Below are 12552 nucleotides of genomic sequence, written 5' to 3' on the forward strand. Positions count from 1 at the left end.
CTTAAATAAAGTACAAACAGTAATTTATATTCAGAATGAGACAGCATTATAACAAATGTTGCCACATATGGGCTGAGAAATATTCAATTTGAGCAGTTTATGAAATTAACTTTCATTTATTAAATTTAAATGTTTTTTTAAGACATTCATTTGCCGATAAAATGTGATGGGAAGCATGCTTTTTCATAAGTTAATCTAACCCGAACAAACAAAATGAATCATGGATTAGATTTATTATTAACTGGCTCAAAGTTTTAAAAAATCTCATTTGATAAAAAGCAAAAAATCAGTAAAGTTGCGCGATTATTTTTTGCACCACAAAACATATAATTTGAGGGTTTTCTTGTGGATTTAATGCTTTACGTTAAGTTTTTTCTAAGCTTAGTGGCTATTATCAACCCTGTAGGACTATTGCCTGTATTTGTTAGCTTAACCAGTCACCAGACTGAAGTTGAGCGTAACCATACAGGTAAGGTCGCGAACTTTGCTGTGGTAGTAATTTTAGTGGTGACGATATTTATCGGTCAGCACATTCTCAACATGTTCAGCATTTCATTATCGGCATTTAGAATTGCAGGTGGTAGCTTGATTGCAATTATTGCTATGTCGATGTTGCAAGGTAAATTAAGCCCAGTAAAGCGTAACCAAGAAGAAGATCGTGAAGCTTCCGGTATGGAGTCTGTGGCTGTCGTGCCACTTGCATTGCCTTTAATGGCAGGACCTGGTGCCATTAGTTCAGTGATTGTTTATGCTTCTACTCATGACTCAATGATTGATATGATTGGCATGTCAGTCACGGTAATTGTATTTGGATTAATGAGCTGGGGACTATTTAGGTTAGCGCCGGTAATTTTTAAAGTACTAGGTACTACGGGTATTAACGTCATAACCCGTTTAATGGGTCTACTGATGCTATCAATTGGTATTGAAGTCATAGCAGCAGGGCTGAAAGGCTTATTTCCAACCTTAATGGCGTAGCTTTTGTCCGAATATAAGCCTGTGTTTTTAGCCTGAGGACAATGACCTAGCAACATTACACACGTTTTATATTTGCAACGACAGACATTATATTTCAAGGTTTTGGACAGCAAATGCGCAATAGGACTGGAATAGGGGATTTTCCCTTGACCCCAAATGCGCATTTGCGTAAAGTACCGTCCGTTCACGAACATCTTGATATCAATACTTAATTGAACTCAGTATCGTCAACCGTGTTGCTCTCACGTAAAATGCCAAGCATGAAAATGGTGACGTGTCCGAGTGGCTGAAGGAGCACGCCTGGAAAGTGTGTAAGGGGCAACCCTTCGAGAGTTCGAATCTCTCCGTCACCGCCACATTCTTAAATTAAGACGTCTTAGGACGTCTTTTTTTATGTCTAAAATTTATATCGCCTCAATATCTCCTGTTAAAAACCAATCAAAGTCAAACTGGTAGGCCTATAACTAATGGGCGGAATATCGTATCAGGTCAATGCTATTCACTTTGACGAAATGAAAGCTAACACAGGTATAGTATCGTTATCTTGATGTAGAACTTGAGAGAGTGTAAGTGTCGAAAAACTAAAGAGTGCTTAACGTTATACCCAGTGATTTTGAATTAACTGGAACCAGTAATATTTCAAGCCTTAATCATCGCGCAAAGAGTATGCTTGCAAGTGAAAATGACAGACATAGCAATCAATAGAATAAACAGAACTCAGAGAAGCTTGCAGTAATACAAACCACTCTCAGTGTTTTTTATTTAACAATTAACTAAGCGTATTAGCCAACTAATACTTGAGAAATACAGAATATAATTTTACTTATAAGCTTTTAAAACCGTTAAAAAAATTTTAACGGTATTTTCTTACTACAACCACATTGGCTCTTTTAACAGGTTGTACAACCACGACTTTTTTAACGGGAGCATGATGTACTACTTTGTGTGCTGGTGGGGTGCGAACAACCGTAGTGCAACCTGTGCTAACAATAATAAGGCTTGTTAGCACAAATAAGGGCAAGCTCGTTTTTAACTTTTGGATTGTTTGATGATAAAAGGTTTTATAGTTCAACATTTTCAGCTCCATACAAAATAAAATGTACTGACAACATGGCTTAATAAGTAGCAATAACTGCATTTTAGCGGGTTGAATATGAGCAGAACATGAACGGATGCTAACGGGGAGTATAAAAGTTAGCGATTGAGAATAAATTAATTTTAGCTTGCTAATAAAAAGCCAGAGTCGATGCTCTGGCTTTTTGTATTTTAACGTGTGTTAATCATTTGGCTGCTGATATTGATCAAACCACCAAAGGATATGAGCAACTTTCGACATCAAGTTACTTGGACGTTTGTAAATACCGTGTGGGGCATCAGGTATCCTCACCATAGCGGTATCAATATTGCGCAGTTTGAGCGCTTGGTAAAATTGCTCAGTTTCTGCGATTGGGGTGCGTTGGTCCGCCTCGCCGGTAAGTAACATAGTTGGGGTAGTGACATTACCAACATAGCTGATTGGCGATAACTTCATGTAGTGTTCAGTATCTTCCCAAGGCATTTTCTCAAACCAGTTTTTAACCACAAACGGGTAGATGTCAGTGGTTAACACGAAGCTAAACCAGTTAATAACCGGCTTTGCCACGACTGCGGCTTTAAACCTGTCTGTGTGACCTACAATCCATGCGGTTAACACGCCGCCACCCGAGCCGCCAGTAACGAATAGTGCATCTTCGTTAATGGCATCCTGAGCAATCACGCCATCAACCACGGACATTAAGTCATCATAATCTTGGCTTGGGTAATTATTATGGATGGTCTGAGCAAACTCTTTACCGTAACTGTCGCTGCCACGAGGGTTAGCATAGACCACCACATAACCACTTGCTGCCATTAGCTGTACTTCAGCCGAAAAGTGAGGGCCATAATTAGTAACAGGGCCGCCGTGAATTTCTAAAATCAGTGGGAATGTTTTACCCGCTTTTTTATCTGCCTCATATCCCGGTGGGTACGCTACCCAGGCTTGTATGTTGCGACCGTCATAGGATGACTTAACATTAATTTCTTTAATATTTGCCAATGTTTTGTAATCAAGGGCATCACTGTTTAAATCAGTTAACTGTTGAGTCTTTCCTTTACGGCTGATGGCAATGTCAGCAGGGCGCTGTGGGTTTGAGTATGTAAAAGCAATAGTGCCATTTTCAGCTACATCAAATTCACTACCAGTATAAGGACGACCAAATGCTAAGCCTCCAAGGTTTTGAGCAACGATTTTACGTTTGCCACTGAGTGGTTGATATGCCACATAGGTTTCACCTTTGTCGTGGTAACTCATATAAACCGCTTTACTGTTGTCAGCCCATTGAATGCTGTTAATTGAGCGATCTAAGTCTGTTGTTATCGCACGTTTATTACTGCCATCAATGTCCATGACGTATAGCATGGTGTTTTCGTAGTTCATATGATGTTGATCGTAACCAAGGTAGGCAATGTACTTACCATTAGGTGATACATTAGGGGCATTATCTGGTCCGAGGCGATCGGTTAATTGAGTGACTTGCTGAGATTTAACATTGATGCTGAAGATATTGCTATCTGTCCATTCAAGCTCTTTATCTTCTCGGGTGTTCGTTGCGTAAATTAGTTGTTTGCCGTCTTTTGACCAACTGAGATTACTGCGATGATCAAATTGTCCGTGAGTGATTTGTCTCGCGGCGCCGCCATCTGCTGACATGACAAAGATATGGCTGTTACCTGGCTTAGTGAAACCAGCCCCATCAAATCGATAATACATATCATCAATAAAGACGGCTGGTTTTGCCCATTCTGCATTTTGAGGTTTGCCTGGAAGCGACACCACAGATTTAGGTTTACTTGGAACAAACTTGGTAAACGCAATACTTTTGCCATCAGGTGACCAAGTTAGGTTACCAGGTGACTGACTAAAATGACTCATTTGGCCAACATCACCGGTTTCTAGCCACTTCATATGTATTTGTGGTGAGCCACTGGCTGTCGATATATAAGCTAATTTGCTGTTATCAGGTGATAAAGTTGGTGAAAAATCAACATGTAAGCCATTAGTTACTGGTGTTAAACGTTTTTGCTTATCGACTTTCCAAATATTACCTAGCTTTTTATCACTGTGAATATCCATGAAATTACGCACAAAATACACTTCATCACCATCGTTATTTATTTCGAGGTTAGAGGCATATTCAAGAGTGAAAATATCTTCTAGTTGTAATGAGTTGATGGCGCTAGAGGAGGTTGATACGTTGCTTGACTGTGTAGCTGACGAGTTGTCGGCTAATGCCATTGTAGTGCTAACGGCTGCTGCCATTGGCGTCAACAGTAACACCAGATAAATGCCTTTGTTCATGAGTATTCCTTGACTATAAAATAGAACGTTTGCGATTTGTGAAGGTTTGATAACCCTTTATTGTTTGATTAGTGGGTCACTTTTATTGGATTGAATAAATTAACATAACATGTATTAACAATAAAGTTATGTGAATCAAGATTTACATTGGTGGTTTTTACGGTATATTAAGCCGATAAATACATAACTATAAGACCCAAATCATGACTCTAAGCCCTTTTACAAATCTAACCACTCGTCAATTAAAATATCCATTAGCTAAACGGACTCGCTTAGGTGCAATCATGCTGGCCAGTGTATTGAGTAGTCTGCTATCAAACACTGCAATGGCAGATACTAAAGTCATCCACGCAGGTGAATTACTGACTATTCCGGGTAAAGCGCCACTCACTAAACAAACTGTAGTGATTAAAGATGGTGAAATTATTGCAGTTAAAAAAGGCTTCGTTGCTGCTAAAACCATTGCTAAAGATGCCAAGTTAATTGATTTGTCCGATAGCTTTGTGATGCCGGGTTTAATGGATATGCATGTGCATTTACAAATGGAGTTAGGGCCAGATAACACAAAAGATACGGTAAAGCTATCCGATGCGGATGTGGCAATGAAAAGTGTTCATTACGCAAAAATCACCCTGATGTCGGGTTTTACAACGGTACGTGATTTATTGAGCGAGCCTGAGCAAATGTATGCTTTACGTGATGGCGTTGAAAAGGGTTGGATTGAAGGGCCGCGTATTATTGCTGCAGCTGGTATCTCTATTACTGGTGGCCATTTAGATGCCGATGGTATGGCGCCGGATTTGTTAGCAATGAAATCACCGAAAACCCTTTGTGATGGACCATACGAGTGCCGCAAAATGACAAGGCAAGCAATTAAGTACGGCGCTGATGCGATTAAAGTCGCCTCAACTGGCGGGGTATTGTCTGATACCGATACAGGTACTGGACAACAAATGACAGATTTAGAGCTTAAAGAGATTGTTGAAACTGCCCATGGGTTAGGGCGTAAAGTGGCTAGCCATGCCCATGCAACTGCGGGGATCAATGCCGCGCTTCGTGCAGGCGTTGATAGCGTTGAACATGGCAGTTACACCGATGATGAAACCATAAAACTGTTCAAACAAACAGGCGCCTATTTAGTGCCGACATTGTTAGCGGGAGCCACAGTGGTTGATATGGCTGAAACCTCTGACTTTATGTCTAAACCGATTAAAGCTAAAGCCATTCGAGTTGGCGCTGATATGCTAGCTAACTTTGAAAAGTCCTATAAAGCTGGAGTCAAAATCGCTTTTGGAACCGATACAGGTGTATCTAAGCACGGTATAAACGCACAAGAAGCAGTGTTAATGCATCAAGCGGGTATGAGCAATAGTGATATTTTAAAATCGGCAACAGTTAACGCTGCTGATTTAATTGATATGTCTGATAAGTTAGGCACGATTGAAGTTGGTAAATATGCTGACATTATTGCTACTGATGGTAGCCCACTTAACAATATCGAAGAGTTGCTGGATGTCGACTTTGTGATGAAGGGCGGTAAAGTTTATAAGCAGTAAGCAGAAACTCAGTATCTAGAATAAAATATCTAGGTAAACAGCCTGCATAAATAGAGATAAAAAAGGAGCTTAGGCTCCTTTTTTAATGACCTTGATTTGGCTAGGTAGCCTAAAAACCATGTTAAGTTATTCTTTGATTGACCAAAGCATTTGTTTTATCCAAGTGCAATTTTCCAAGTAAATTTTAAAGTGGCTTATTAAGTGCTTTCAAGTGACTTATCAAGGATGTGGAATGATTATATTAACGGAAGTTGATGGGGTAAAAATACTCTCAAAGCATCAAGCTAGTTGTCACTGCGGTGCAGTACAATTGGAGTTGTCATTACCTAATGGTTTAGTCGATGTTCGGCGCTGTGATTGTAGTATGTGCCGCAGACGGGGAGCCATCGTTGCTTCTGTTTCTTTAGATGATATTCGCTTTATTCAAGGACAAGAATCATTAAGTTGCTATCAATTTAACACCATGACAGCGAAGCATTATTTTTGCCGACATTGTGGTATTTATACTCATCATCAACGTCGCTCAAACCCTAATCAGTTTGGTTTTAATATAGGCTGTTTAGATGGGGTTAATCCATTAAAAATATCAGATGTTACCTTATATGATGGAGTCAGCCATCCAGCTGATAGATGATTGAGTATTAAGTTCATGTGTATCATTCTGTGTTAGAGATAAGATGTTATTTGCCTTTTAGAAATAGAGAAATCGAGGAGCAACGATGAAAACAATCGGCATGTTAGGTGGCATGAGTTGGGAATCGACAGCCAGTTATTATAAAGCGCTTAATGAAGGTATTAATCAGCAACTTGGTGGTCTGCACTCTGCCAAAATAGTCATGTTTAGTGTTGATTTTGATGAAATAGAAAAGTTACAACACCAAGGCGATTGGAAGGGGGCGGCAAATATTCTTGCAGATGCTGCAGCTAATGTTGAAAAAGCCGGAGCCGATTTTCTGTTAATTTGTACTAATACAATGCATAACGTCTACGACGAAATCGCGGAAAAAACGGCTATGCCCATTCTTCATATTGCTGATGCCACTGCTGAGCAATTAAAAATTGATGGAATTACAACCATTGGTCTTCTGGGTACAGAGTTTACCATGCAGCAGGATTTCTATAAGGGGCGTTTACAGGATAAATACGGTATAAACGTTATCGTTCCAAGTGCTTCTGAACAGAAAATGATACATAAGGTTATTTATGATGAACTGTGTAAAGGTAAAATAATAACTGATTCAAAATTTGCCTACTTGGCGGTTATCGATAAGTTATTCGAACAAGGCGCAGAAGCAATAATTTTAGGATGTACTGAAATAGCATTGTTGATTAATCAATCCGACACCAATATCAACTTATATGACACTGCGACTATTCATGCTAAAGCGGCTGTTGAACTAGCACTTAATGACTAACTGTTTTTATTTATTCGTGTTTAAAAACTAGTAAATAATTGTTTTAAATATTAGTTAACTTGCCGATTTTGTTTAGTCTGTTGTAATCTTTTTAGCTAAAGGATTACCAACAGGCCAGGGAATGAATAAATTCGTCCGCTACATTTCACTTTGTATTGCCGTGAGTTTTATCATATTTATTAGTTCGGTGATTTATCTTGCTAATATGGGTGGCAACAATGTTTTATTCGATATCGTTCAGTTCATTCCTTATGGCGATAAAATTGGTCACTTCATCTTGTTTGGCTTACTCGCCGCTATTGCATTATTTGCCAGTAAATTTAGCTATTTAGACATTTTCTTACACCATCAGCGGTTTTATTTAAACTCAAAACCAAACTTTAAATGCGTAGAACCATCGGTTAATAAACCTATCAAGTTCCGTATATATTATGGGGTTTTCGTAGTGAGTCTTTTTGTTTTGTTTGAGGAAATCAGCCAAATATTTATTACGACGCGAACTTTTGATATGGCTGACTTAGTTGCTGATGCGTTAGGTATTACACTGTTCAGTGCCGTAGCTATAACTATCAATAATAAACCTTGTATCAAATAAACAAGCTTAGCTGATGTGATTATTGTTGCAATTGTGATGGCAACGCGTAAACCGTTAGCATATCCAGATGATTTTTGCAGTGTTGTCCATAGTGTATTACGTCACCATTTAGTTTGCAGCTATGACGCTATTGCTGATGGAGTAACGCACAAACAGGTGATTGATGAAATTCTGCGTCAAGTCATAGCGGCTTAACTGAATTTTTTGATGAATAAAACTGATAACGATATTTACGTTAATATTGATCAGCTACGTAAGCTGCGGCAATAGGGGGAAGGTGTTAAATTTTCGGCCTGCTAAGCGGTTGATAGTGAATTTAATCGCCGTTATTCTTCAAAGTTACGGGGACGTGCTTTAAGCTTTGAAGAACTTTGTCATTAGCGTGCAGGTGATAATATATACCTTGTATGGATTGAAGGCTTCTGAACGCGCAGGAAAGCCTCACATCAAGGCTTTTATTCCTGTTACTCACACCTATCAAAAAACCAATAAAATTTCAGACTTTTCGAGTGATATTCATTTAAATTAGCTATTTATATCGTTTTAATAGATTTCATTTTATACATATCATTTTATCCTCAAGCATATCAGCATTCTCATTACCTCCAGTGTTTCTCATTTACACAGCTCAAATAGCAGTTCAGTCAGTGTTATTTAAAGCGTTGTAAATTAACAATCTGAATTGGTTAAGTATTTCCTTATATACATTAAATCCTTGTTTTATTGCATACGTATTCAATCATTTTAAACAAGCCTAAGCTTAAAAAGTGAGCAATGATAAATATGCATTAACAAAAAAATAACAATGACCATTTTATCTTGGGGAACACAGAATGAAATTTTCAACCAGTCTACTCAGTGCCGGTTTACTGATGGGGACAATAAATTGCGCTCAGGCAGCATCTCAACCGACCACTTTCGTGCATTTATTTGAATGGAGCTGGCAAGATGTCGCTACCGAATGTGAAACCTATCTAGGCCCGAAAGGATATGCGGCAGTACAAGTGTCTCCACCTAACGAACATATACAAGGCAGTCAATGGTGGACACGTTATCAGCCCGTTAGTTATCAGCTAGAAAGTCGCGGCGGTAATCGTGGTGAATTTGTTGATATGGTTAATCGTTGTAAAGCGGTTGGGGTAGATATCTATGTCGATGCCGTAATTAACCACATGGCAGCGGGTTCTGGTACTGGCGTTGCAGGAAGTACGTTTGGTAATAAAAACTACCCTATGTATAGCCCGCAGGACTTCCATACAAGTTGTGAGTTAAATGATTACAATAATCGCTGGGAAGTTCAAAACTGTGAATTGTTAGGGTTAACTGATCTTAATACCAGTAATGAATATGTGCAGCAAACGCTCGCTGGATATTTAAATGAACTGTTATCACTGGGTGTTGCTGGATTTAGGCTGGATGCCTCAAAACATATGGCGGTTGAAGATATCCAAGGTGTCATGGCCCGAGTAAATTCTTCACCTTTAATTTTCCAAGAAGTGATTGATCAAGGGCAAGACGTGATCAGTTCAAACGAATACCTTAGCGCAGGGTTGGTAACAGAGTTTAAGTACACCACAAAGCTTGGGGATACTTTTCGTGATGGAAAACTTGCTTGGTTAAGTAACTTTGGTGAAGGCTGGGGCTTTATGCCAAGTAGCTCTGCAGTTGTGTTTGTTGATAATCATGATAATCAGCGTGGGCATGGCGGTGGCGGTAACGTGATTACTTTTGAAGATGGACGCCTATATGATTTAGCCAATGTATTTATGCTGGCTTACCCGTACGGTTATCCAAAGGTGATGTCGAGCTATGATTTCCATGGTGATACGGATGCTGGTGGTCCTAATGTGTCAGTTCATAACAATGGTGAGTTAGCCTGTTTTGCAGAACAGTGGAAATGTGAACATCGCTGGAGCTACATCTCTGGTGCGGTCGATTTTAGAAACCACACAGCAGATAACTGGAGTACGACCAATTGGTGGGATAATGGTAATAACCAAATTGCTTTTGGCCGCGGGAGTTCTGGCCACGTTGCGATAAACAAAGAAGATGGTAATTTAACCGCATCACTTAATACCGATATGGCAGCAGGTACCTATTGTAATGTGCTAAAAGGAGAGCTTGCAGCTAATGGGCAGTCTTGTAGCGGTGAAACCATTGTTGTTGATTCAAACGGTAAGATAGCAGCAAATGTAGCACCATGGGATGCATTTGCGATTCACCAAGATTCAAAAGTGATGACTGTGATTGATGAAGGTGATTTACAACGCACTGTTATCTTTATTCAAGCTCAAACAGAATCGGGTCAGGATATGTTTATCCGAGGCGGTATCGATCATGACTATGCGAATAATAACTTAGGTAAAAATTGTCAGGTTAGTAACACTGAATGCGCAATTGCGATATCACATAATAATCTTAAAAATGACACTACATCACCTTGGAAAACAAATGAGTCATATCTAGATTGGTACGGAAGTGAAACGAATCAAAGCTCTGAAGCAGAAGGTACTCCTTTAGATTGGACAACTAATACTTGGCCATCGAGCTGGGGCGTTGAAAAAACGGTTGCTGCAGACGGTTATGGTGTTGAGCCTTTAAATACTTGGGGCGCACATTATTGGATGTTAGATGTAGTGATGGATTGCAGCCAAACGGTGTCAGGCTATTTTGAAGTTAAAGCGTTTGTTAAAAATGGCCAAGGTTGGGAAGCTGACATTAATCAGAGTAATACACCATATCAATCAAGTAATCATGTTGCTCAATGTGGAAAAATCAATCGATTTGAGTTTAATCAAAGCACTGCCGAGGTTATTAATTTTTAGCGCGTGTTTGTGATACCAATAATATAAAGCCAATAAAATTGGATTAATAATAGTAAAGCCAGTGATATTTTATCAGTAGTCTGGCTTTTCATTTTTAACCCCTTAGCGTGTGGCTACTTTCAAGGTCAACGTTATACGTGTTTCATTTTCTTTAGCTTCTAGTTGAATGATACCATGACATGCCTCCGTCACTAGCTTCGCAGCGTAAGTTCCTAATCCCGTTCCTAATTTTTTTCCATAAGTGACATATTTATCGAAGAAATTATCTTGAATAGATTGATCTACATGACTTGCACTAAATATTGTTATGTCAACAGTATCGGTAATGTCAGAAGCATAAAATGCAATTCGAGTTCCTCGCGGTGTTGCTTCAATAGCGTTACTGTACAGTTCCGTAAACATGGTTCCAAACAGCAGTTTGTCACCCATTACTTTGGTATCTAATGCAACATAGTTATCAACTTGGAGTGATTTTTTGATTTGTTCACGACTATGATGACTCACAACTTCACTGATCAATGCGTGTAAATCTATTGATTTTATATCAGGTTCAAAACTGCCATCTTCCAATTTCAAAATGGTGTTTAATGAGTTCACAACTTGATTAATCTTCATCGTGGAATAATGAATATTATCAGTCTCTGTTTTGAGTTGTTTAGCCGATAGTACTCGTTTGCTTATTCTATCTACAGTGTTATCAATATGAGTAAGAGGGGTGGCAACATAATTAAAAATAATACGCTCAACGTTTTCTTTAAGGGTAAATTGTCTTATGTGTTCATTGACTTGCTCATCTAGTTGACGGTTATGTCTAACCGCTTGCAGTTGGTTTTTAACACGCATATTAAGGATTTGCATGTTAAATGGCTTAGTGACGTAATCAACTGCGCCAAGAGATAATCCAGCGATAATGTCTTCATCATCCGATTTTGCGGTTAAAAATATGACTGGAATCTCTGCAAGATTAATATCTTGCTGTAATTGCTCAAAAACCTGATAACCGTCCATATTAGGCATCATAATATCTAACAGAATAAGATCAGGCTTTGCCTGCTTACAGATTTGCAGAGCTTTCTCGCCAGTGAGCGCCACTTTAACTTTACTGATGGGTTTAATGCATTTTGAGGCTATTTCGATGTTGTTGATTTCGTCATCAACAATTAATACTGAAAAACTATCTCGATCGTTTAGGCTATCGGTTTTCGTCTGACCGTCAGTAACAATATCTTCAATAGCAGTATTGCTTGATTCTGTATCAGCTTGTGAGGTTTTGACGTTTGAATTTAAATCTGACTGGTTTACACCATCAAAAACCATGCTGTTTAAAGGTTTACTGAAAGCGAGGTTTATTCGCTCTTGAAAAACCTTAAAACTAAATGGTTTAGCAATGTACTGTGAAACACCAGAGCGCAAAGCATCCACAACCGTCGATTGCTGGACACTAGAACTACACACAATAAAGGGAATATGGGCAGTATCTCTATTACGACGAACTGCTAGTAACAAGTCTTTGCCGCTGACTTTAGGCAATTCCCATTCAGATACGATGAGGTCAACGGCATTGTCATTAATGGCTTTGAGCGCAGCTACACCATTATGCGCTTGGTAGATATGGCCAAAATCCATGTCACGTAACATCCGAATTAAAACATTACGAATGTTGTCTGTGGGGTCAACAACTAAGACTGATTTTTGCTTCATTGATTACCTCTGTAGCTTCGGCCGTTAATCTAAAATAATAATCAGATAGTTTATTTATCTTGGCTAAATTGATATCAGTTATCATATAGATATCAACACTTAA

Annotated in this window: 10 protein-coding genes and 1 tRNA gene; 8 read left to right on the forward strand and 3 right to left on the reverse strand. The window is 38.9% G+C overall.

The window, feature by feature from the left end; genetic code table 11:
• Positions 1-345: 345 nt before the first annotated feature.
• On the forward strand, positions 346-978 hold the full coding sequence (locus tag AC0L4E_RS08185; protein ID WP_220754639.1) for a YchE family NAAT transporter: 633 nt from the start codon (positions 346-348) through the stop codon (positions 976-978).
• Between the two features lie 268 nt (positions 979-1246).
• Positions 1247-1334, forward strand: a tRNA-Ser gene (locus AC0L4E_RS08190).
• Positions 1335-1831: 497 nt separating this feature from the next.
• Here AC0L4E_RS08190 and AC0L4E_RS08195 read toward each other — a convergent pair.
• Together AC0L4E_RS08195 and AC0L4E_RS08200 are read right to left on the reverse strand one after the other, a co-directional pair.
• Positions 1832-2053 (reverse strand): hypothetical protein, encoded by a 222-nt coding sequence (locus tag AC0L4E_RS08195; protein WP_473678784.1) that lies wholly within the window; start codon positions 2051-2053, stop codon positions 1832-1834.
• Positions 2054-2254: 201 nt separating this feature from the next.
• Positions 2255-4294, reverse strand: a complete 2040-nt coding sequence (locus AC0L4E_RS08200; protein ID WP_473681572.1) for a S9 family peptidase — start codon at positions 4292-4294, stop codon at positions 2255-2257.
• Between the two features lie 347 nt (positions 4295-4641).
• Between AC0L4E_RS08200 and AC0L4E_RS08205 the strand changes: the two genes are divergently transcribed.
• The 6 genes from AC0L4E_RS08205 to AC0L4E_RS08230 all read left to right on the forward strand — a co-directional run bounded on the left by AC0L4E_RS08205 (position 4642) and on the right by AC0L4E_RS08230 (position 10748).
• Positions 4642-5913 carry a metal-dependent hydrolase family protein gene (locus tag AC0L4E_RS08205; protein ID WP_473681574.1) on the forward strand — a complete coding sequence of 424 codons (1272 nt, stop codon included), beginning with the start codon at positions 4642-4644 and terminating at the stop codon, positions 5911-5913.
• Positions 5914-6145: 232 nt separating this feature from the next.
• Positions 6146-6547 carry a GFA family protein gene (locus AC0L4E_RS08210; RefSeq protein ID WP_473678785.1) on the forward strand — a complete coding sequence of 134 codons (402 nt, stop codon included), beginning with the start codon at positions 6146-6148 and terminating at the stop codon, positions 6545-6547.
• Between the two features lie 85 nt (positions 6548-6632).
• Entirely contained in the window at positions 6633-7328 is a 696-nt protein-coding gene (locus tag AC0L4E_RS08215) for an aspartate/glutamate racemase family protein (RefSeq protein WP_473678786.1), read from the forward strand.
• A 121-nt stretch (positions 7329-7449) separates the two neighbouring features.
• Complete coding sequence (locus AC0L4E_RS08220; protein ID WP_473678787.1) at positions 7450-7923, forward strand: VanZ family protein; 474 nt, start codon at positions 7450-7452, stop codon at positions 7921-7923.
• Positions 7924-7938: 15 nt separating this feature from the next.
• Complete coding sequence (locus AC0L4E_RS08225; RefSeq protein ID WP_473678788.1) at positions 7939-8118, forward strand: hypothetical protein; 180 nt, start codon at positions 7939-7941, stop codon at positions 8116-8118.
• Between the two features lie 638 nt (positions 8119-8756).
• Entirely contained in the window at positions 8757-10748 is a 1992-nt protein-coding gene (locus AC0L4E_RS08230; RefSeq protein ID WP_473678789.1) for an alpha-amylase, read from the forward strand.
• A 102-nt stretch (positions 10749-10850) separates the two neighbouring features.
• On the opposite strand, the gene AC0L4E_RS08235 is transcribed toward AC0L4E_RS08230, so the two are convergent.
• Positions 10851-12449: an ATP-binding response regulator gene (locus AC0L4E_RS08235; RefSeq protein WP_473678790.1), complete on the reverse strand. Its 1599-nt coding sequence runs from the start codon at positions 12447-12449 to the stop codon at positions 10851-10853.
• Positions 12450-12552 lie beyond the last annotated feature (103 nt).

The organism is Shewanella sp. GJ50-10 (genome assembly GCF_055808815.1).